Annotated in this window: 19 protein-coding genes; 1 reads left to right on the top strand and 18 read right to left on the bottom strand. The window is 58.3% G+C overall.

The genetic code is table 11. The features are described from left to right. The 14 genes from VW41_10700 to VW41_10635 all read right to left on the bottom strand — a co-directional run bounded on the left by VW41_10700 (position 1) and on the right by VW41_10635 (position 18,523). On the bottom strand, positions 1-1,179 hold the full coding sequence (locus VW41_10700; GenBank protein AJZ89468.1) for a GCN5 family acetyltransferase: 1,179 nt from the start codon (positions 1,177-1,179) through the stop codon (positions 1-3). A 94-nt stretch (positions 1,180-1,273) separates the two neighbouring features. Beyond that, positions 1,274-1,972 carry an urea ABC transporter ATP-binding protein gene (locus tag VW41_10695; GenBank protein AJZ89467.1) on the bottom strand — a complete coding sequence of 233 codons (699 nt, stop codon included), beginning with the start codon at positions 1,970-1,972 and terminating at the stop codon, positions 1,274-1,276. A gap of 9 nt (positions 1,973-1,981) precedes the next feature. Next, positions 1,982-2,779, bottom strand: coding sequence for an urea ABC transporter ATP-binding protein (locus tag VW41_10690; GenBank protein AJZ89466.1), 798 nt, complete (start codon positions 2,777-2,779; stop codon positions 1,982-1,984). Then, positions 2,779-3,852 (bottom strand): amino acid ABC transporter permease, encoded by a 1,074-nt coding sequence (locus VW41_10685; protein AJZ89465.1) that lies wholly within the window; start codon positions 3,850-3,852, stop codon positions 2,779-2,781. Before VW41_10685 ends, VW41_10690 begins: the two co-directional genes overlap by 1 nt. Further along, positions 3,852-5,423: an urea ABC transporter permease gene (locus VW41_10680; GenBank protein AJZ89464.1), complete on the bottom strand. Its 1,572-nt coding sequence runs from the start codon at positions 5,421-5,423 to the stop codon at positions 3,852-3,854. Before VW41_10680 ends, VW41_10685 begins: the two co-directional genes overlap by 1 nt. Before the next feature lie 173 nt (positions 5,424-5,596). Beyond that, positions 5,597-6,868 carry a branched-chain amino acid ABC transporter substrate-binding protein gene (locus VW41_10675; protein AJZ89463.1) on the bottom strand — a complete coding sequence of 424 codons (1,272 nt, stop codon included), beginning with the start codon at positions 6,866-6,868 and terminating at the stop codon, positions 5,597-5,599. 32 nt (positions 6,869-6,900) lie between these two features. Further along, a complete protein-coding gene (locus VW41_10670) occupies positions 6,901-7,581 on the bottom strand; it encodes a GntR family transcriptional regulator (GenBank protein ID AJZ89462.1) in 681 nt (226 codons plus the stop codon). A 204-nt stretch (positions 7,582-7,785) separates the two neighbouring features. Further along, positions 7,786-11,406 carry an urea carboxylase gene (locus tag VW41_10665; GenBank protein ID AJZ89461.1) on the bottom strand — a complete coding sequence of 1,207 codons (3,621 nt, stop codon included), beginning with the start codon at positions 11,404-11,406 and terminating at the stop codon, positions 7,786-7,788. Between the two features lie 11 nt (positions 11,407-11,417). Beyond that, a complete protein-coding gene (locus VW41_10660) occupies positions 11,418-13,133 on the bottom strand; it encodes an allophanate hydrolase (protein AJZ91933.1) in 1,716 nt (571 codons plus the stop codon). Between the two features lie 296 nt (positions 13,134-13,429). After that, positions 13,430-14,302 carry an oxidoreductase gene (locus tag VW41_10655; protein ID AJZ89460.1) on the bottom strand — a complete coding sequence of 291 codons (873 nt, stop codon included), beginning with the start codon at positions 14,300-14,302 and terminating at the stop codon, positions 13,430-13,432. 12 nt (positions 14,303-14,314) lie between these two features. After that, the gene (locus VW41_10650) at positions 14,315-14,548 is read right to left on the bottom strand and encodes a hypothetical protein (GenBank protein AJZ89459.1); all 234 of its coding nucleotides are present in this window, start codon (positions 14,546-14,548) and stop codon (positions 14,315-14,317) included. Between the two features lie 232 nt (positions 14,549-14,780). Further along, entirely contained in the window at positions 14,781-16,379 is a 1,599-nt protein-coding gene (locus tag VW41_10645; protein ID AJZ89458.1) for a peptide ABC transporter substrate-binding protein, read from the bottom strand. 135 nt (positions 16,380-16,514) lie between these two features. Beyond that, complete coding sequence (locus tag VW41_10640; protein ID AJZ89457.1) at positions 16,515-17,234, bottom strand: glutamine amidotransferase; 720 nt, start codon at positions 17,232-17,234, stop codon at positions 16,515-16,517. Between the two features lie 89 nt (positions 17,235-17,323). Next, positions 17,324-18,523 (bottom strand): transporter, encoded by a 1,200-nt coding sequence (locus VW41_10635; protein ID AJZ89456.1) that lies wholly within the window; start codon positions 18,521-18,523, stop codon positions 17,324-17,326. Positions 18,524-18,613: 90 nt separating this feature from the next. Between VW41_10635 and VW41_10630 the strand changes: the two genes are divergently transcribed. Further along, positions 18,614-19,132, top strand: a complete 519-nt coding sequence (locus tag VW41_10630) for an AsnC family transcriptional regulator (protein ID AJZ89455.1) — start codon at positions 18,614-18,616, stop codon at positions 19,130-19,132. A 2-nt stretch (positions 19,133-19,134) separates the two neighbouring features. Here VW41_10630 and VW41_10625 read toward each other — a convergent pair whose 3' ends face one another. From VW41_10625 to VW41_10610, 4 genes are all read right to left on the bottom strand, one after another. Beyond that, positions 19,135-20,196 (bottom strand): 1,4-alpha-glucan branching protein, encoded by a 1,062-nt coding sequence (locus tag VW41_10625; protein AJZ89454.1) that lies wholly within the window; start codon positions 20,194-20,196, stop codon positions 19,135-19,137. Continuing rightward, on the bottom strand, positions 20,186-21,247 hold the full coding sequence (locus tag VW41_10620) for a hemolysin secretion protein D (GenBank protein ID AJZ89453.1): 1,062 nt from the start codon (positions 21,245-21,247) through the stop codon (positions 20,186-20,188). The genes VW41_10625 and VW41_10620 overlap by 11 nt, the downstream gene beginning before the upstream one ends. 48 nt (positions 21,248-21,295) lie before the next feature. After that, positions 21,296-21,754, bottom strand: coding sequence for a MarR family transcriptional regulator (locus VW41_10615; protein AJZ89452.1), 459 nt, complete (start codon positions 21,752-21,754; stop codon positions 21,296-21,298). A 150-nt stretch (positions 21,755-21,904) separates the two neighbouring features. Next, on the bottom strand, positions 21,905-22,456 hold the full coding sequence (locus VW41_10610; GenBank protein ID AJZ89451.1) for an NADPH-dependent FMN reductase: 552 nt from the start codon (positions 22,454-22,456) through the stop codon (positions 21,905-21,907). Positions 22,457-22,615: the final 159 nt, after the last annotated feature.

Below are 22,615 nucleotides of genomic sequence, written 5' to 3'. Positions count from 1 at the left end.
TTACACGGCTTTTTCGTATTTGATAAAGCCGGACTTCTGCGCCACTTTGTCATACAGCGTCTGCGCCGTGGCGTTAGTTTCATGGGTATGCCAGTACAGGCGCGAACTGTGGTTCGCCCCGGCGTGCTGGCGAACCGCTTCAATCAGCGCCCGGCCAACGCCTTTGCCCCTCGCTTGTGGAGCCGCAAACAAGTCTTCCAGGTAGCAATAGTTCGTCGCAGACCAGGTACTGCGGTGATAGAGGAAGTGAGTAAAACCGAGCATGGTGCCCTTTTCATCAAAGGCCCCAAAGCCCCACATTGGCTCACGCTCATCCAGCATGCGCTCCCAGGTCAAATTAGTGACACTGTCACTTATCTGGGCGTCGTAAAAGTTCAGATAGCCCTGCCAGAGCGCCTGCCACTGCGCCCGGTCGCCTGCCGTTAACAGGCGCACTTCCACCTGCGGACCAGGTTCGCTTTTCTGGCGGCTAAGTTCGTCGCGAATAGCCGCCAGCCCTGTACGCTGCACGCCGTTATCCATATTGTCAGCAGCAAGCCAGCGCTCAAAGGCGGTTTTCACCAGCGGCCATTCGCCATCGGTGATGGAGAACCACGCCGTATCACGGGTGCGCCCTTTGTAGATCCCCATCTGGCGAAACACGCCTTCGAAGCGGAAGCCAAACCGCAGCGCCGCGCGGCGGGAGGGGCCATTCAGGCTGTCACACTTCCACTCGTAGCGACGGTAGCCCAGCGTTTCAAACGCATACTTCATCAGCAAAAAATGGGCTTCCGTGGCCAGGGCGGTGCGCTGCAGCAGCGGCGAAAACACCACAAAGCCAACTTCAATACTGCCGTTCGCCGGGTCAATACGCATCAGCGACAGCGAGCCCAGCGCTTTACCGCTGGCGTTATCCACGACAGCATAATGAAAAGAGTCCGGGCTTTGTTCTGCCCCGGCAATGTACTGGATAAAATCGACTTCGGTGTCGAAGGGCCCGACGCTGAGATAAGTCCAGCCTCGGGTATCTTCGGCCTGGCGCCAGGCCTGCCAAAGCGGCGCCCCATGCTGCGCCGCACTCAATGGCTCAAGGCGGCAAAACTGGCCGTTTAATGTGACGCGATCCGGCAGCGGACGGCGCTGCCAGTCAGGAAGAGAGAAGCCAATCGGCTGCTGAAAACTGTTGACGGTAAAAGACATGCTAACCTCTGGAATTCGATGGAGAATGTCTAAAACTATAGGCGCACAGAGGTTCAGCCAAAAGTACCACAATCAGTAATTTTTTGCAGACCACTTATATTGCCACCAGCCCTCGAACACCTTCCTGCTCCATCGCGCTACCATCCCCCCGTTGCACTATCTCCCCGCGCGACATCACCAGATATCGGTCGGCAATCTCTGCGGCAAAATCGTAAAACTGCTCCACCAGCAAAATCGCCATATCCCCTCGTCCGGCAAGGTGACGAATCACCTGCCCGATCTCTTTGATGATTGAGGGCTGAATGCCTTCCGTGGGCTCATCCAGAATCAGCAACTGCGGCTTACAGGCCAGCGCCCGGCCAATCGCCAACTGCTGTTGCTGCCCGCCGGAGAGATCGCCGCCCCGCCTGAGTCTCATCTCTTTTAGCACCGGAAAAAGCCGGTAAATCTCGTCCGGTACGGCCTTTGCCTCGCGCCCGGAAAACCGCGACAACCCCATCAGCAGATTTTCCTCCACCGTCAGCCGGGGAAAGATTTCCCGCCCCTGGGGAACGTAGGCGATGCCCGCCTGAACACGCTGGTGCGGCCTGCGCTGGGTTATTGCTTTCCCCTGCCAGCTAATACTGCCGCCCTTCACCGGCACCAGCCCCATCAGGCATTTCAGCAGCGTGGTTTTCCCCACGCCATTACGTCCGAGCAGGCAGGTCACTTCCCCCACGCGCACCTCAAAGCTGATGCCACGCAAAATATGGCTGCCGCCGTAATACTGGTTAAGCTCATTCACCTGCAGCATGTTTGCTCCTTAGCGTCCAAGATAGACCTCGATAACCTGCTCATTCGCCTGCACTTCACGCAGCGAGCCTTCCGCCAGCACCTGCCCCTGATGCAGCACGGTCACATGGTCAGCAATCGTTTCAACAAAGCCCATATCGTGCTCGACCACCATCAGGGAATGCTTCCCCGCGAGGCTGCGGAATAGCTCCGCCGTGTACTCGGTTTCGGCATCGGTCATGCCCGCCGCAGGCTCATCCAGCAGCAGCAAATGCGGTTCCTGCACCAGCAGCATGCCGATTTCGAGAAACTGCTTTTGCCCGTGGGACAGCAGCCCCGCCCGACGATGACGATCCCCGGCAAGCCGCAGCGTGACCAGCATGTCATCAATGCGATCGCGCTGTTCGCCGCTGAGTTTCGCCCGCAGACTCGCCCATACGGACTTCTCGTTTTTCTGGGCTATCTCCAGGTTTTCGAAGACCGTGAGCGCCTCGAAAACCGTGGGCTTTTGAAATTTACGACCTATACCGCGCCGGGCGATTTCAATGGGTTCCAGACGCATCAGGTCGATGGATTGATCGTAAAAAGCTTTGCCGCTTTGGGGTTTGGTCTTCCCGGTGATCACATCCATCAGCGTGGTTTTTCCCGCGCCGTTGGGGCCAATCACACAGCGCAGCTCCCCGACGCCGATATTCAGCGACAAATTGGTTAACGCCTGAAACCCGTCGAAGTTGACGTTGATATTTTCCAGCGCCAGTACCGGGTCGGTCTGCTCGCGAAAACGATCCGTAGGGTACTGGCGGGTAAACAGGGATTCGGCAGGCTGCATCATTTCTCTCCTTTGCGCAGCAGGCCAATCACCCCGCGCGGTAAAAACAGCGTCACCAGAATAAAAATCAGGCCAAGAAACAGTTGCCAGTATTCCGGCACCGCCATGGTGAAGTAACTTTTAGCCCCGTTCACCAGCCCCGCCCCCAGCACCGGGCCAATCAGCGTCCCGCGTCCGCCCAGCGCGACCCAGATAGCGGCCTCAATGGAATTAGTCGGTGACATTTCGCCAGGGTTAATGATGCCCACCTGCGGCACGTACAGCGCCCCGGCTAAGCCACACAGCGCCGCAGAAAGCGTCCACACCAGTAGCTTGAAGCCCCGGGGATCGTACCCGCAGTACGTCAGGCGGTTTTCCGCATCACGCACCGCCGTCAGAACGCGGCCAAATTTGCTGCGCGCCAGCCAGAACCCGAGGCCGATGCTCGCCACCAAAAGCAGCACGGTGGCGATAAACAGGCCGATACGCGTGCCGACCGCCGTGACGGGCATCCCCAACAGCGTGGTAAAACCGGTGAAACCGTTATTACCGCCAAAGCCAGTTTCGTTGCGAAAAAATAGCAGCATCCCAGCCCAGGTGAGCGCCTGCGTCATGATCGAGAAGTACACGCCTTTAATCTTTGAGCGAAAAGCGAAGTAGCCGAAAACAAACGCCAGCAGCCCTGGAATAGCCATCGCCAGCAGCAGCGCCCAGGCAAAATGCTGCGTGCCCCACCAGTACCACGGCAGCTCGCTCCAGGAGAGAAACGACATAAACCCGGGTAGCCCGTCACCTGCAGCCTGGCGCATAAGGTACATTCCCATGGCGTAGCCGCCGAGGGCGAAAAACAGGCCATGCCCGAGGGAAAGTAAACCGGCATAGCCCCAGACCAGATCCAGCGCCACCGCGACGATGGCGTAGCAGAGGATCTTGCCAAGCAGCGTCAGGGTGTAGGTTGACAGGCTGAGCGGATTGCTGGCCGGCAACAGCGTCAGGAACGGCAGCGTCAGCAGCAAAACAACCAGCAATGTCCCCACAAGCAAAGTCAGGCGCGGCGCTTTGTGCCCGAGCGTTAAAGTCAGCGGCATGCTCATCAGTCAATGACCCTCCCTTTTAGCGCAAACAGCCCCTGCGGCCGCTTCTGAATGAACAGCACGATCAGGACCAGAATCAAAATCTTGCCCAGCACCGCGCCGATTTGCGGCTCGAGGATTTTGTTAAAGATGCCAAGCCCGAACGCCGCGGCCACGCTCCCGGCAAGCTGCCCGACACCGCCCAGCACCACGACCAGGAAGGAGTCGATGATGTAGCCCTGGCCAAGCTCAGGGCCAACGTTGCCTAACTGAGACAGCGCCACGCCGCCCAAACCGGCAATGCCAGACCCAAGCCCAAACGCGAGCATATCCACACGCCCGGTCGAAACGCCGCAGCAGGCCGCCATGGCGCGGTTTTGCGTCACGGCCCGCACGTTCATGCCCAGCCGTGTTTTATTCAGCAACAGCCAGGTAAACAGCAGCACCAGTAGCACAAAGCCCAGCACCACCAGGCGGTTCCACGGCAGGATCAGGTTCGGCAGTACCTGCAGCCCGCCGGACAGCCAGGCGGGGTTAGCCACCTCCACGTTCTGCGCGCCAAACAGCATGCGCACTACCTGAATCAGCATCAGGCTGATGCCCCATGTCGCCAGCAGCGTCTCCAGCGGCCGGCCGTACAAATGGCGGATAATCGTGCGCTCAAGCGCCATGCCAATCCCGGCGGTGATCGCAAACGCCACCGGCAGTGCAACCAGCGGATAAAGCGCCAGCCACGCCGGGGCAAACTGCTGGAATGCGGTCTGAACGCCCCACGCCGAGTACGCCCCCAGCATCAACATTTCGCCATGCGCCATATTGATAACCCCCAGCAGGCCATAGGTGATAGCCAGGCCCAGCGCGGCCAGCAATAAAATCGAGCCCAGGGAAAGCCCCATAAACGCCTGGCCGAGGATATCGCCCAGCATCTGGCGGCGCTCGATTTGGCGCAGCCCGTCTGTTGCGGCCTGCCGCACGTTTGCATCCGGCTCCGCGCTTGCATCGGTTAAAGGCTTGAGCAGCGCTTCAGTATCCGGGTCGGTGGACTTGCCCAGCAGCCTGACCGCATCCAGACGCACGGCAGTCTGCGGGCTGGTTAACTCCAGCCGAGCGACGGCCAGCTCAAGCGCGGCCCGCACGCTTTGCTCTTTTTCGGCGCTAATCCGCTGTTGTAAAACGGGCAGCAGCTCCGGCGGGGCATCCTTCTGCAGGGCTTTCGCAGCGCCCAGACGAATAGTGACGTTGTCACTTATTAATTGATGACTGGCCAGCGCCCCGGCGACCAGGACGCGCAGCCGGTTGGTCAATCGGAGTTTTTTTGTCTCGCCCTGCGGTTGGGCTTCGTCGCCTAACACCGTCAGCGTGGCGCCAGTCTGGTTAAAAGCCGAATGCCCGTCGGTGACCAGCGTTTCCTGTTTCAGCGCGTTGAGCAGCGGTAAACGGGCCGGGTCGGGTGCCAGCGTCCAGCTTTGCAGCAGATCGGCCTGCGCCGTGCGGTTTGCCGCCGCAAACGTTTCTGCATCCCCGGCGGCGGCAAGCCCCGGCAGTAAAGCGGCCACAACCAGCAGCAGCCGGGCCAGTGTCGCTAATGTCATGGCGTTCTCCTGTTTGATTTCAACCTGCAGCCCCTCACCCTAACCCTCTCCCCAGAGGGGCGAGGGAATAAAGAATTTCCCCCACTCCCTTTTCAGATAGGGTATTCCCGCTTTTCCCCTCTCCCTTCCAGGGAGAGGGCCGGGGTGAGGGTAAATGCCCCGTGGGTCGAACATCAGTTGCTGGCGGTCTTCACCGGCCGATCCGATTTCTTATCATTGCCAGGAATAAACGGACTCCAGGGCTGGGCACGCACGGGCTTATCGGTCTGCCACACCACGTTGAACTGGCCGTTGCTTTCGATCTCGCCGATCATCACCGGCTTGTGCAGGTGGTGGTTGGTGGCGTCCATAGTCAGGGTAAAGCCGGAAGGCGCTTTAAAGGTCTGTCCGGCCATCGCCGCGCGGACTTTGTCCACATCGGTCGTCCCGGCTTTCTCTACGGCCTGCGCCCACATATGAATGCCGACGTACGTCGCCTCCATCGGGTCGTTGGTGACCACGGTATTGGCGTTCGGCAGGTTGTGGGCTTTGGCATAGGCTTTCCATTCGCTAACGAACTGTTTGTTGGTCGGATTATCGACGGACTCGAAGTAGTTCCATGCCGCGAGGTTGCCCACCAGCGGTTTGGTATCGATCCCGCGCAGCTCTTCTTCACCCACGGAGAAAGCCACAACCGGCACGTCGGTCGCCTTCAGGCCCTGGTTCGCCAGCTCTTTGTAGAACGGCACGTTGGAGTCGCCGTTGATGGTGGAGATCACCGCCGTTTTACCGCCGGCGGAGAATTTTTTAATATTGGCCACGATAGTCTGGTAATCGCTGTGCCCAAACGGCGTGTAGACTTCTTCGATGTCTTTGTCCTGAACGCCTTTCGAATGCAGGAAAGCACGCAGGATCTTGTTGGTAGTGCGCGGATAAACGTAGTCCGTGCCCAGCAGGAAGAAGCGTTTCGCCGCCCCGCCGTCTTCGCTCATCAGGTATTCCACCGCCGGAATCGCCTGCTGGTTAGGCGCCGCCCCGGTGTAAAACACGTTCGGCGACATCTCTTCCCCTTCGTACTGCACCGGGTAGAACAGCAGGCCATTCAGTTCTTCAAATACCGGCAGCACGGATTTACGCGACACGGACGTCCAGCAGCCAAAGACCACGGCCACTTTATCCTGGCTCAGCAGCTGGCGGGCTTTTTCAGCGAACAGCGGCCAGTTTGACGCCGGGTCAACCACCACCGGCTCCAGCTTTTTCCCCAGCACGCCGCCCTTCGCGTTAATGTCGTCGATGGTCATTAACGCCACGTCTTTCAGCGGCGTTTCTGAGATAGCCATGGTGCCCGACAGCGAGTGCATGATCCCCACTTTGATGGTGTCCGCCGCCTGGGCTGCGAAGGCCCATCCAAGGCTGACAATCGAAGCGGAAAGCGCGAAAGCTTTAACAAAGGTACGACGTTGCATAAGTCTGACTCCCCTGAAGAAACGATAAGTAATTAGCTCAGCTTGTATTGCCTGGCCTGGTGCAGCATATGAAGCGTTATCTGACGAACCTCTTTCTGACTTGCGGCGATATGGTCATGTAGTCGGGTTTGTGCCTCCTCAAGATTACGGTCCCGAACGGCGAGCAGGATCTGCCCATGCTCGGCATAGGTCGCACTGACGCGCGGCTGGCGGGTAAAGTCCAGCCTGCGCACAATGCGAATTTTTTCGGTGATCTCCCGGTGAACCCTCGCCATTTCAGGGTTACCCGCCGCAGTGACCAGCGTCATGTGAAAAACCTCGTCGTGCGGCGCGACGTTCATTCCCTCGTCCAGCGGCGCGTCATCCAGCCAGAACTGTTTCAGCGCCTGTAGCGGCAACGGAAAAACTGAATCAGCCCGCTGGCAAAGCCGTTTCACTGCCTCCAGCTCCAGCACGATGCGCAGATCGTACAGGGCCTCGAGATGATCGAAATCTACCGCACGGATCTGCCAGCCGCTGCGGGGCTGCACGTCGACATAGCCTTCCTGCTGCAGGGCATAAAGAGCCTGGCGAACCGGGGTGCGGCTGGCGCTCATGCGGTCCGCAATTTCGTTTTCGCTAAAGCGGTCGCCCGGCAGCAGGAGAAAGTCGAAGATTTCCTGTTTGAGCTGCTGGTAGATGCGCTCGGCTACGGCTTCTGGTCGCTTTGGCATAGTGATTTTCCGTGTGTTTACCCTCACCCCGGCCCTCTCCCTGGAAGGGAGAGGGAGAAATAAAGTGAGGTGCTTGTCTGTGTTTATTCCCTCGCCCCGCCTGAACTACGAGGCTCTGTTTTATTCCCTCGCCCCGACTGGACTACGAGGCTCTGTTTTATTCCCTCTCCCCTCTGGGGAGAGGGTTAGGGTGAGGGGCGGCCCCTACACCGCCTCCAACCACAGCAGCGCATCCCCAGGCCCCACGGGCCGGCCCTGCTGGCACTGAATTCGCACCACCTTGCCGTCGCACGGCGCGCTAACCAGCAGCTCCATTTTCATCGCCTCGACGACAATCAGCGGCTCGCCCTGTTTCACGCTTTGCCCCGGCTCAACGAGGATCTTCCAGATATTGCCGTTCAGGTCGGCGCTGACGAGCTGTCCGGCCTGTTCCTCCGTCGGCAGATCCGCCGCCATTAGCGCGCTCTCTACCGCCGCGCTTTCCTGCTCTTTCCAGTGCGCCACTTCGCTCAGAAACGCTTCCTGTTGGCGGCCACGGAAGGCGGCAATATCGTCGGCGTTGTCAGCGAGAAAACGGCTATATTCGGCAAAATCGAACTCAACCTCTTCGATCTCAACCTGTACCCGCCCTTCCCGAAACGCCGTGCGAAACGCAGTGAGCTCTTCTTCGCTCACCGGGTAGAAACGTACCTGATCAAAGAACTTGAGCAGCCACGGCTCGTCGCCAAACTGTTCGTTTTTAAGAAATTTGTTCCAGATGGGCAGCGTGCGCCCCACCAGTTGATAGCCCCCCGGCGAATCCATGCCGTAGATGCACATGTACATCCCGCCGATCCCTACCGTGCCTTCCGCCGTCCACGTTCGTGCCGGGTTGTACTTCGAACTCAACAGGCGATGACGCGGGTCGAGCGGCACGGCGCAAGGCGCCCCGAGATACACATCCCCCAGGCCGAGCACCAGATAGCTGGCGTCGAACAGGATCTGCTTCACCTCATCGCGGCTTTGCAGCCCGTTGGTGCGCTGAATAAAGTCCACGTTGTTCGGCAGCCACGGCGCCTCTTCCCGCACCGTCTGCTGGTAGCGTTCCACCGCCGCGAGCGTGGCGCTGTCTTCAAAGGCCAGCGGTAAATGCACGATGCGCGAAGGAATTTTCAGCCGGGTTACATCGCCTAGCTGTTTCTCAATGCTCAGCAGCAGCGTGAGCAGCTGGCCCTGGGAAATACGCTGGCTGTCATAGCGGATCTGCAGCGAGCGCACGCCCGGGGAGAGTTCCTCAATGCCCGGCTGCGCCGCCTGGTTAATCGCCTTCATCAGCAGATAAATACGCAGCCGCAGCGCCAGGTCGAGCACGTTATCGCCGTATTCAATCAGCACATAGTTGTCGCCCGCCTGGCGGTAAACCACCGCCGGGAGTACACCCTGAGCCGGAATTTCCGCCAGAATCGCCGCGCTGGTCGTCGCGCCAGGTGCAATCGAAGGATGCAGATCCGGCAGGCTTGCCCCAGCGCACAGATTGGTCACCGCAACCTGCTGGGCAATCTCCAGCGACTGCGCGTGCTCAAAGCTGATGGCGTGAAAACGAATGCGGTCGCCCGGCTTCACCTGCCCGACTTTCCACAATTCCGCTTTGGCTATCGTCACCGGGCAAACAAAACCGCCGAGACTTGGGCCATCGCGCGTCAGGATCACCGGGAAGTCGCCGGTGAAGTTCACCGCGCCGATGGCGTATTCACAGTCGTGAACATTGGAAGGATGCAGCCCGGCTTCGCCCCCGTCGGCTCTCGTCCATTCCGGCTTCGGCCCCACCAGACGCACGCCGAGGCGGTTAGAGTTGTAGTGAACCTGCCACTCGGCATTGAAAAAGGTTTCCATCGACTCAGGCGTGAAGAAATCCGGAGCGCCGTGTGGCCCGTACAGCACGCCAATCTCCCACAGCTCGCCGTACTGCGGGATCAGCGCCGGTTCCGGAGCCTGCGGCAGGCTTATCGGCGCCGGTGTGGTACAGGCTGGCAGGCAAGGCTGAGAAATAGCCAGCACATCGGCCACGCGCAGCGTGCGCCCGGCGTGGCCGCCAAACTGCCCCAGGGCGAAGGTGGCGCGGCTGCCAAGATAAACCGGCACATCGAAGCCGTTACGCACCGCCAGATAGGTACGGCAGCCGCTGGTCGCCCTGCCGAGCGTCAGGATCTGCCCGGCTTTGACCACGGTGGGCTGCCAGAAGGCTACGGGCCTGTCATCCAGCGTGGCCGGGCAAGGTGCGCCGGTCAGCGCGATTGTGGCTTCGCTGTGGAAACGCAGCGTCGGCCCCTGCAGAGTAAACTCCAGCCCGGCCGCGGAAGGATGGTTGCCGACGATGCGGTTTGCCAGGCGGAAAGCAAAATCATCCATCGGCCCGGAAGGCGGCACGCCAATATCCCAATAGCCCAGGCGGCCCGGACTGTCCTGGATACTGCTCCAGGTCCCCGGCTCCAGCACCTCCACCGCCTGTGCCCGATAACTCACGCTATCCAGCAGGCGCGTCCACATAACCCCTGCTTTGAATTCCGGCAGACACACGACCTGGCGCAGATAATCGAGGTTGGTGGCGATCCCGTGCAGACGGGTGGCGGCCAGGGCGCCGTTTAGTTTACTTAACGCCGCCAGGCGGTCCTCACCGTGAACGATGATCTTGGCGATCATCGGATCGTAAAACGCGCTGACTTCGCTGCCGGTACTGACCCAGCCGTCAACCCGCACGCCCTCCGGGAAATAAACGTCGGTCAACATCCCCGGCGACGGCTGGAAGTTTTTCAGCGCATCCTCCGCATAAATGCGGACTTCAATAGCCGCCCCCTGCGGTGCCTCTGCCATTTTTTGCCAGTCCGGTGACGCGCCTGCCGCCACCAGCACCATGCATTCGATAAGATCCAGTCCGGTTACGCATTCGGTCACCGGGTGTTCAACCTGCAGGCGGGTGTTCACCTCCAGGAAATAGAACGCATCCCGCGCGGCGTCGTAGATAAATTCCACGGTTCCCGCACTGCGGTAATGAACGGACTCCCCCAGCGCCACCGCGGCACGGTGCAGCGCTTCGCGCGTGGTCTGCGGCAGATTCGGTGCCGGGGTTTCTTCGACAACTTTCTGGTTGCGGCGCTGTAGCGAGCAATCACGCTCTCCTAAGGCAACAACCTTCCCTTTACCATCCCCAAAAATTTGCACTTCCAGATGGCGTGCCTTGTCGACAAAGCGTTCGATAAACACGCCGTCGTCGCTGAAAAATTGCGCGCCCATGCGCTTCACGCTTTCCCAGGCTTCAAGCAACGCCGCTTCACTGTCGCAGCGGGTCAGCCCGATCCCGCCCCCGCCTGCCGTGGTTTTAAGCATCACCGGATAGCCGATTTCCGCCGCCGCCAGCTGCGCTTCGGCAAGCGATGTCAGCAGCCCGGTGCCCGGCGTCATCGGCACGTCCACGCCGGAGGCCAGCTCACGGGCGCGATGCTTCAGGCCAAAATCGCTGATTTGCTGCGCCGTTGGCCCGATAAAAATAACGCCTGCCGCTGCACAAGCCTCGGCAAATTCCGCCCGCTCCGAGAGGAAGCCGTAGCCGGGGAAGATCGCCTCGGCGCCGCTTTCTTTTGCCGCTGCCAGAATTTTTTCGATATTCAGATAAGTGTCGCTGGCCTTATTTCCCCCAAGCGCCACCGCCTCATCGGCATCAATGACGTGCTGTGCGCTGGCATCTGCGTCGGAATAGACGGCCACGCTGGTAATGTTCATTTTCTTCAGCGTGCGCATGGCGCGGCAGGCAATTTCACCGCGGTTGGCAATCAAAACCTTGCTAAACATAGTCCCTCTCCTTAAGCGCCAGGTTGACGAGCAAGCCAGGCTTTCCAGCCGCCCCATGGGGTAATGTCCGTGGCACCTTCTGTCGCACACGGTTCACAAATAAAGCCCTTCACGTTCCGCCCGTCCTGCAAGGTCAGCGTGCCGATACCCAGCGGAGCGGGGATTTCGGCGACAAATTCACCAAAGCGAGCGAGCGGGATATCCCACAGCTCAACGGCGATCGGCTGCCCTTCGGAGGCACGGACCAGGCCCGGTTTCGGCGGCTGTGTATTAGCCAGGGCATAGAGGCGGTAGGTTTCTGCCGTATGGGTTTCTTCTACGAAGACGGCATTGCGGCCGGTGAGCTGGTGGTTCAGCGGCATCCCACGCAGGTGCGCCCCCACAACCGCGACACGCACGCAGCCATGGGCAGGTATCGAGGTTTGCGTGGCGGGCAGTTTTTGGGATGTGGCCCCGACCGGCAAATCAAGCTGAGCCTGCCACTGCGCACCAAAATGGCTGAGCGCGGTATCATGCCAGGCCGGGGCTATCAAGGTGATCCCCGCCGGCAGGCCATCGCCCCGGAAATCCGCCGGGAGCGCCAGCGCGCTCAGGTCAGCAAGGTTGGTGAAGTTGGTGTAGGTGCCAAACTGAGAGTTATAGGCCACCGGCTCATCGCGCATTTCAGCCAGGGTGTGGATAGTCGGAGACGTGGGCACCACAAGGGCATCAAATGAGGCAAGCTGCTGCTGAATACGGCGGGCAAGTTCAGCGCGGGTGTATTCCGCCTGCCAGGCATCGCAGGCGGTGAAGCTCAGCCCGCTGGCGACGATCCCGCGCACGGTAGGCTCCATCGCATCAGGGTGTTTTTCGAGGATCTCTTTCACCGCGACGGTACGCTCGGCAACCCACGCCCCGTTATAGAGTTGTTCGGCCAGGCGGGTGAAATCACTGAAATCTATCGCAACCAGCTCCGCTCCCATCGCCATTAATCTTTCCAGCGCCAGCTGAAAAGCCTCTTCGCTGAGTTTGTCGCCAAAGAATGTCAGGCGGTCTGGAATGGCAAAGCGCAGGCGCGGGCTAAAGCGAGCCGGCGCGGTGTGGGGGTTGTTTCGGGAGTAAGGATCGCGGGGATCGTACCCCCCGGCCACGCTGGCCACCAGGGCCGCATCCGCCGCCGAGTGGGCGAAGATCGACACACAATCGTTGAGGCGACAGGCCGGGACCACACCCTGCGTAGAAAGCCAGCCTTTGGTGGGTTTTAAACCGACGATGTTATTGAACCCGGCGGGAACTCGCCCGGAGCCTGCGGTGTCCGTGCCTAATGAGAAGCAAACCAGCCCGCGAGCTACTACGGAAGCGGAACCTGAGCTCGAGCCGCCGCTGACATAGTCCGGGTTAAAGCTGTTCACCACCGCGCCATAGGGCGAGCGGGTGCCGACCAGCCCGGTCGCGAACTGATCGAGGTTAGTTTTGCCCACCACTATGGCACCGGCGGCGCGAAGGCGCGAAATCACCGTGGCATCGTCAGCGGGATGATAAATAAACGCCGGGCAAGCGGCGCTGGTTGGCATCCCGGCCACATCAATATTGTCTTTCACTGCAAACGGCACGCCAAATAATGGGAAATCTTCCGGTTTTTTCCCCCCGACCTTAATGGCCTGTAATAACGATTTTATTTGCTCATTAATTTGCTGCTCGCTGGCGATATATATCCACGCATTATCCTGCCGCGAGATATTGGCTATTAATTGCTGATAAGCGCCCGGCAGCAAATGCGGCTGCGGCTGGTACTCGGCTACCCACTGCGACAATAAAGCGACTGACATAAGCTGGCATCCCACCTGGTATACAAGATGGATTGAATAAAGCAATTACGATGCCAGGTCTGATTTATCTATGATTTACAAGGAAATTATATTTAAAAATAAGATTTAATTATATTTAATGCACCGTCGCAGCGCGTTATTTTAGTGCGGATGAATAATTAAGGGGATATATTTGGCGGCGAATAAGTCGTGTTACCATTCGCCGCCAGGGAGAGTTATTTCCCGCTGCGGCGAGCGGAAACGGTGGCTAATGCCGCCCAGTCAAGATGTTCATCGCCGTGAGCCAGCGCATCGAGATAGTTATCCCGCAGGACGCCAGCAAACCCCATCGGCACATTTTTACTTTCTGCCGCCTGCTGCGCCAGACGCACGTCTTTCAGCCCCAGCTTCATGGTAAACCCGGCCGGACTGTAGCGAGATTCGGCGATCATCGCCCCATAGTTTTTATACGCCGGGGCGGCAAACAGCGTGCTGGTCAGCATCCCGAGGAAATCACCGGCGGCCACATCGTAGGCGCCCACCAGCGCAGAGGATTCCCCCATCGCTTCGATGGCGCTGGCGAGCATAAAGTTAGCCGCCAGCTTCACCGCCGCCGCCTGCTCCGGCCTGTCGCCAAAGCGCCAGGTTTTTTGCCCCAGCACATCGAAGATAGGCTGCACGCTGTCCAGCAGCTCCGCTGCCCCTGCGGTAAGAATGTTGAGATTACCTGCGGCGGCAACGTCCACGCGCCCCAGAACGGGCGCAGCGATATAGCGATACCCACCGGCGCTGGCTTTTTCCGCCATCTCATTGGTAAAGCCAACGGAAACCGTGGCCATGTTGATCCAGATAGCGCCCTTCGGCAGTGCATTGAGCGCGCCCTGCTCAATCACCACGCGGCGGCTGGTGTCGTCGTCGGCCAGCATAGTGATCAACACGTCGCTGTCGCTGAACTCTGCTGGCGTGGCGTGGACTGTCGCCCCTTTCGCTTTTAAGGCTTCGGCGGGTGCCTGAGAACGGTTCCAGACGGCAACCTGGTGCCCGGCGGTCAGCAGATTGTCTGCCATTGGCTGGCCCATACCGCCCAGTCCGATAAATCCAATACGCATAACAACTCCCGGCTAGATAATGGTGCCGCTGCGGGTGAACAGCTCCCGGCGTTCTTCGGCTTCTTCTTTGTGGTGATTGCCTTTGTGGGCAATGGCGATACGTAGTCGCTGCTGCTGGGCATACCTGTCTTCCCGCGTCAGCTCTGCGTCATCGCTGAGTTCAATCAGCAGCTCGTTCATTGGGATGATGATGTCCGCGGCAATGGCGGCGTCCACGCGGCTGATAACGTCTGCAAGATGGGTCATGGTGTGTTCCTTAACATGTTTTTTCCCCCTCACCCTAACCCTCTCCCCAGCGGGGAGAGGGAATAAAAAAACTGGCATCTGTATTCCCTTCTCTCCCTGCCTGGGAGAGATAGAATAAAAAGCCGGCATCAGTATTCCCCCTCTCCCTGCCAGGGAGAGATAGAATAAAAAGCCGGCATCAGTATTCCCCCTCTCCCTGCCAGGGAGAGGCCGGGGTGAGGATCGATACCTCTTAATCCAGCTTCGCTTTGGAGAAATCACTCCCGGCGAGGCTAACGGTATAACCGCTCACGTTGCTGCGGGTGGCGTAGAATGTTTTACCGTTCGCCAGCGCAATCCACGGCGCCTGCTGATAGTAAACCTGCTGCGCCTGGACGTAGAGCTTCGCGCGGGCGGCCGGGTCGCTGGTCAGCTTCGCTTTCTGTACCAGTGAATCGTAGTTTTTGTCACACCAGCGGGCAACGTTCGAGCCGCTGGCGACGCTGCCGCAGCCCAGCAGGGTATCGGCAAAGTTATCCGGATCGCCGTTATCGGACATCCAGCCAAATAGCGCCGAGGAGTGTTCCCCTTTACGCATCCCGGACAGATATTCGCCCCATTCGAAGGTGACGATTTTGGCGTTGACGCCCACTTTCGCCCAGTCACTCTGGATCATCTCGGCAATACGACGCGAGTTCGGGTTATACGGGCGCTGCACCGGCATCGACCACAGATCGGTATCAAAGCCCTTCTCCAGCCCGGCCTGCTTCAGCAACGCTTTGGCTTTTTCTGGATCGTAGCCGTAATCTTTCAGATCCTTATCGTAGCCCAACATGGTTGGCGGGATCGGCGACTTTGCCACCGAGCCGGACCCCATAAAGATGGCGTTCACGATGGCTTTTTTGTCCACCGCATAGTTCAGCGCCTGGCGCACCAGCGCATTATCGAACGGCTTCTTGCTGGTGTTAAACGCCAGGTAACCGACGTTCAGACCATCAATGCTGTGCAGCGCCAGATTTTTGTCCGCCTTGATAGCGTCAAACTGCACCGGGCTTGGCGCAGGGATAATCTGGCATTCGTTTTTCTGCAGCTTCGCCAGGCGGGTTTGCACATTCGGCGTGATGGAGAAAATCAGGTGTTTGGTCGGGACTTCGCCTTTCCAGTAATTAGGGTTGGCGACGTAGCGAATCACGGAATCAACTTTGTAATCCTGCAGTGCATAAGGCCCGGTGCCGATTGGGTTGTTGTCCACGCGCTCTGGCGTACCGGCTTTCAGCATCGCATCCGCGTACTCGGCGGATAAAATAGAGGCAAAGTCCATGCCCCAGTCGGCGAGAAACGCCGCATTCGGTTCGCTCAGGGTGAACTGGACGTGATAGTCATCCAGCTTTTTAACGTCAACGATGAGCTTGTCGAGGCCGACGTCGTTGAAGTACTCGTAGTTCGCCTGCGACACCTTATGGTATGGGTTGTTGGCGTCCTTCTGTCGCATGACCGAGAACACAACATCATCCGCGTTGAAGTCACGCGTTGGCTTAAAGAACTTGTTGCTGTTGAACTTCACGCCCTGCCGCAGGGTAAACGTATAGGTTTTACCGTCGGGACTGATTTTCCATTCCGTCGCCAGCGACGGCACCGGCGTGTTGTCGGTCAGGTTGAAATCAATCAGGCGGTTATACAGGGTTTGCGAGCTGGCGACAAAGCTTGGGCCGGAGCTGGCAATTTGTGGGTTAAAGGATTCAGGAGAGGCTTCTGAGCAGTAGACCAGCGTGCTGTTTGCCGCCGCCATCGCGCTTCCTGCCGGGAGGAGCGCGCTCAGCAGCAGGCCGAGCAGTGTTTTCCCTTTAGACATAGTGTTTGCCTTATATTTGCTTGCCAAATGGTTGAGCTACTTATTATTTCTCACAGTAATAACAGCACAGCCCTTAGCGACAAGCAAATGGCAAACCTCCCCTTTCTATACAATTATGGCGGTTAACGCGGGCCTTCAGGCCGATGACAAAACAAAACGCTGCAAAATTGCTCTGGCCCCGGGTGTACCACTGATATCGTTCGGCGATGCCTGTTTATTTTCGTTCCCCAGCGCCGCCTGCTCGCTGCGGCTGGCGAGAATTTTGTGCATCACCGTCGCGGTAAATTCCGGGTGAAACTGCACCGAGAGCGCGGTGGGGGTGTAGCGGATAATTTGATGAGGATCGTGGGCCGACGACGCCAGACAGACCGCCCCTGGCGGCAGCGCCAGCACGCTCTGCGCATGGCTTAAAAAGACGGGGAACGACTCAGGCAGGTGGCTCAGCGCCGGATCGTCTCGCCCTGCTTCCGTCAGCGCCACCGGCAGTTGCCCGACTTCACTGCCCCGTGGATGGTAGTCCACTCGCCCACCGAGCGCGTAAGCCATCAGTTGATGTCCGTAGCACACGCCGAACAGCGGCGTGCCGGCGGCAACGACGTCTTTCACCCATTCTGCCGTGCGCTCGCTCCACGCCTCATGCTCCGTCACCATCGACCATGAACCCGAAATCACCGCCGCCTGAAAGCTTCCAGGGGCAGGCAAAGGCTCGCCCAGAAACGGCCTGACGGTGTTCAACTCGACATCCGGGTGTTGTAGCGCCTGCTCAAACCAGGCCGGCTGATCCCCTACGGCCTGCTGAATATCCTCCGGGGGCCGCCCCATTTGCACCAGTAAAATCGGCAATCTTTGACTCATATTTCGGACCTCTGCAACCATATAATGGCTTCAGAATTAGCACAGGCAATCCGGCTTGTCTCAGATAAAAAAGCGATAACTCAGAAGCTTTAATCCGCAACCTTCACGCTCTGTCCGGCAGAATCACGCCACAGGCAGGTCAGCACTGCGATAACCATCAGCGCCAGGGAGACCAGCGAGATAGCGGTAAAACCATGATCGGTATAAAGCGGCCCGTAGCTGCTGCTGCCGGCAAACACCGCAAGGTACGTCACCGCACTGTTTAATCCCATCAGCGTGCCGCGCTTAGCCGGGTCGATGGCCGTCAGGCGCTGAATCAGCAAATTCACACCAAGGTGGTTCACCAGGCCCAGAACAAACAGCAGGCAGATAACCCCCACCAGCGAGCCGCCGAACATCGCCAGGCCCAGGTACACCAGGGCTGCCACCAAAAGCACCGGCGGCATCAGGCGTTTGGGGCCAAATCGATCCACCATTCCGCCAAGTAATGCTGCGCAGCCAAACCCGGCCCCATAGGCAATCGCTACCCCGCCGTTGGCCGTCACCGGCAGGCCGAGATCTTGATGAAGATGATCGCCGAGGTAGGCATAAATACCGTAAAACGCGGTCATAAATGCGCCGCACACCACCAGCAGTGACTTCATGCCAGATAGCCCCAGGGCAGACAGTGGCGATGGGGCAATGCCCGCCGCTGGACGATCCTGCATGTTCAGCCTGATGAGCGCGATCAGCGCCAGGGCGGCAAGACAGCTCACCGACACATACACCGCGCGCCAGCTGAATACCTCGGTCAATACAACGGAAAACGACACGCCGGCTATCATGCTCAGCGTCCAGCCGGTCAGCACCTTGCCGATCGTCCGGCTTTCACGCCCCGGCTCAGCAATGGCGGCGGCGCTAGCGTAAATCGCAGGCAGCGCGATCCCCGAAGCCAGCCCGGCAAACAGTTGGGCAGCAATAAACACCTCCACGGAAGGCGAAGCCGCGCCAAGCAGCAGCGACGCGCCCAGCAGCAGCATGGTGAATTTGAGCATCCGCGCCGAGCCAACGAGATCGATAAGCCTTGCCAGGAAAAGCGCGCTTGCCGCCGTCCCCAGGCCAAACGCCGCCGCGGCCATCATCACCGTAGGCACAGCCGCTCCGATAGACACTGCTACTGCGGGGGCAATAGGGCCCAACACCATTGAGTTAGCGCCGATAACGCCGACGCAGCCGGTCAGCACATACACGGCTTTGGCGGGAGACAGAGACGGCTCTGGATGCAGTTCCAGACACTGGCTGTTTTTCATTTCGCTTCCTGGTAATGATTGAACTTGACTTACATTCGATAAAAACCAATTTTATCCGAATGAAATTCAGCGTCATTAGCTAGGGGCAATATGAAAAAAGAAACAGACAGTATTAAGCAGAACGGTGCGGCAGAGCGAACTATCGATGCCGCTGACCGAAGAATATTAGGCGCCCTGGTGGAGGATGCGACCATCAGCTATGCCGAACTCGGTGAAAAGGTCGCGCTTTCCGCCCCGGCGGTACATGAAAGAGTCAAACGCCTGAAGCGGTCAGGTGTGATTCAGCAGACGGCGGCGCTACTCGATCCCAAGGCCATCAGTAAATCTCTGCTGGCCTTCGTGCATATTGATACCAAGGGCTGGGGAAAAACGCCGGATCTGCTGCGAATATCCGCCTACCCGGAAGTGGAAGAGATCCATTCCGTGGCCGGAGACACTTCCATGCTGCTGAAGGTCCGTACGGAGGACTCAAGGGCGCTTGAGGCCCTGCTGGCACACCTGTATGAGATCAACGGCGTGGTGGCGACCAGAACCTATATCGTGCTGTCCACCTATCTTGAGCGCCCTGTCCAGCCGGGAATTACCCGCGACTGGCCGGAACAGGACTAACGTTATTTCACGATATAGCGCGTTGAGGCGAAGTTATTCAGTATCTTATGAATAATAAAGGTCACGGCCAGCGTGCCGACAATCGCCACCGATACCGATGAAATACGGTACAGCGCGCTAAAAACAATGTCCTGGTTAGGGTGCATGTATTGCCCGAACATCAGCGCCAGCGTTGTCAGAATAGAAAAGCCCACGCCCGGCCCGACCTTCTCAAAAACGTGAATTCGCGCGGCCAGCAGCAGGCCGAGGCTAATCAACGGCATCAGTAGAATCAGGTGGCGGCTAAAATCGTAGATAACCAGCTGCACCAGAATCGCGTAAAGACACCCGGCTATCACCCCCACAATGCGCCACCAGGAGGAAAGAATCGCCCCGCGAAAATGCATGGGGAACAGGGCAAAAATCCCGGCCATCAGCGCGGCCAGGGAATCATTCAGCGTGTAGACCTGGAACACGGTGAATAAAATGGTCGCCGTTATCGAAGCCAGCAGCGTTTCATGCATCACCCTTGGCCCATCCTTTTGAATCGCGGGCGGCGGCTTGCGCGGCTCTACGTCCGGCAGCAAATAGCAGCTAAGCGCCGACAGTCCCACGGCCAAAAGACTGCCAATGATGTTAGAAAACATCAGATCGCTCATGTCAGTTGTCGGGTAGCTCAGGAAATTCGCCATCACGCTTAAACACACCACGCCCATTGAGCCAAACAGAAAAAGCGGCCCCCGGCTCATCAGGTAGAAGCGTGTCATGTACATCAGGAAAACAATCAACGTCATCGGCAGCGGGTAATTAGCCAGCACCGCAAACAGCAGCGTCATTTCCACACAGTTTAGCAAGGCGTTGGCTATCATCTGCCGGGCAATGTGGCCGTTAAAAATGGGCACCAGTCCGGTGAGCATGATCGGGTAAACCACATAAAACACCCCGTACTGCGTATTGACCCAACTGTAGACAAACATCCCCACGCAGCCCGCCATCACGATGCGCAGCATGTGGCGGAAATCATTGCCGCTGAACGGCGTCGGCGCATTGCGCTTCAGCGGACCAACAATAAATTTAATAAACATAATGCAGGTAGCTCACCAGCCTGATTTGCATCCCGCCGATAAACGAAGCAAAAGCAGATGACGAATTGTAGAGTTGCACCGTAGCCCGCGCGCCCGCCGGCAGATCTGGCGTTTCACCGTCGTCCAGCAGCAAATGGATGCGCATACGCTGTGCGTCCCTCACCCAGCGATTGGAGGTTTCCGGCGCGGAAAGCTGCCCGTTGATGGCCTGCTGCCCCGGCAAAACACCCGCGTCTTTGCTGGTGACCCGGGCTTTGAAAACTTGCCCCGGCAGGCCGTCAAAAACGATGTCTGCCGCCGTCTCTGGCAGGGTTTTGCTCAGGCTTTTTTCACGGAAATCGGCCACGATATCGAGCTTGTCGTTGACCAGCGCCAGCGTCGGCGAGCCGGCCCCCGCATACCAGCCTTCTTTAAGCTGTAAGTTGCTGATGATGCCGTCGCTGCTGGCGATCACACGGGTGTAATCCAGGTTTAGCCGGGCGTCGTTCAGCAGGTTGCGGTATTTTTGCAGCGTGACGTTTTGATCCCCTCGTTCACCCCGCGAAATCACCAATTGCGCTAAAGCCGCCTGCAGGTTGTTGACGTTTTGCTCCGCGCTTTGCCAACGCGTCAAGGCCGCGTCCAGATCCTGTCTGGAAATGAGGTTGCCGCTGCTTAGTCCGTTAAAGCGGTGATAGCTGCGCCCGGCATTGTCGGCATCCAACTGAGCGGCTTTGATTTTTGCCCTGGCGGCGCTGATTTGGGCATCAATTTGCTGGTTGTCGAGTATCGCTTGCTGATAGGCAATCTCCGCGCGTTCCAGCTGATTTTGATAAGGTTTATTGTCGATCTCGAACAGCACATCCCCCTTCTTCACCACGCTGTTGTTGCTGACGTAGATATGGGTCACGTAGCCCGAGACCCGGGCAGAAACCGGGGTTACCACGCGCATCACGGTGGAGTCCGGGGTTTGCGGCACCCAGATGTCGGCGGCAAGGAAATAGCAAAACATTGCGGCAAAAAGCGCCAGCGTCACTTTTACCCAGCGGGTAAATCGTTGTTCAGGGGTCATAACTACTCGCTAAATGAGAAATACGCCAGGAAGCCGGGCGTGAAAGCACTACCGAATCTTAATCATGTTGGCCGCCAGCAGGTTTACCGTCTGGCTGAACTGTTCTATTTGCTGCGCCGGAATACCCTGTGCGACCTGAGCCTGACAGCGTTCGACCGTTTCACTTACCGCCTTGATCGCTTTTTGCCCTGAGGGCGTCAGCGAGATAAATTTCACCCGCCTGTCTTTTTCGTCCGGCGTGCGGGTGACATAGCCCTCTTTTTCAAGCTGTGCCAGCGTGCGCATCAAAGGTGGCAGGTCAATGCCCTGCGCCCGGGCCAGATCCGTAACGGTGATTTTCTCTCCCGCCACGCTGAGCTGCATCAGCGTTGTCCAGCTACTTTGGGTCAGGCCGGTAAACGCCACGGCGTCATCCACGATGCCACGCCACAGTCGCACCAGCATCGCCAGGCGCATCCCCAGCGGGCGATCGGGAAAGTCGACAATGTCGTACTTATCGTCATGCATTGGGTAGTTTCCACGCAAATAGTCACTATGATAATTATCATGATAAGTATTTATCTGGTGAATACAACTGACAATAACCAGGGGTAATTACTGAGAAAGAAGCCAAAGACAAAAGCGCCCGCAGGCGCTTTAGAGATAAGAAGAGAAACGTTAGCTCAGGCGGGCAGCAATATCCGCCACGCGGGCGCCATATTTCACGGCGGTGTCCAGGTCACCCTGGGCAATTTGCTCGGCACCCGCGTCAGCAGGAGACTGGACCAGCAGCCCTACGGAGCCGCCCAGGTTGTTAGCGTCTTCACGGGTCGCCGCCAGCGTGTTAGCCGGCAACTGGCCGAGGCTCACCCAAATGCCACCGTGCTGAGAAGCCAGGGTTTGCATCCACTGCAGGCTCACCTGCTTGTCGCCGTTCAGGCTGGCGCTGTTGGTAAAGCCGCCGAACACTTTGTCCTGCCAGCCACGGGTAAACCAGACTTTGGACGAGGCATCGGCAAATTTCTTGAACTGCCACGGCACGTTGCCCATATAGGTCGGCGCCCCAAAGATGATCCCTTTGGCTTCGTTCAGTTTTTGCCAGTCCGCTTCCTGAATATCGCCGTTGCTGTCAACGGCTATCAGGTCGGCGTTTGCCCCCTGGGCAACGTGCTCTGCCACACGCTTGGTGTGGCCGTATCCGGAAAAGTAAATAACAGCGATTTTAGCCATAATGTTTCTCGACATGGTTAAAGGGAAAGCCCCGGCCAGAAGGCCGTGAAACTGGGGTCATCGTGTCTGTATTTTTCTTTCTGGTCAAGAAGTTACCCACCGGTAAGTGACTTACTTCCGGGTAAGTATCGTCCACATCTTACCGTCCCATTTTGTACA

It is taken from the genome of Klebsiella michiganensis, from assembly GCA_000963575.1.
GTDB lineage: Bacteria > Pseudomonadota > Gammaproteobacteria > Enterobacterales > Enterobacteriaceae > Cedecea > Cedecea michiganensis_A.
The sequence above is the reverse complement of the archived record's forward strand: the minus strand, read 5'-3'. Positions and strand labels throughout refer to the sequence as shown.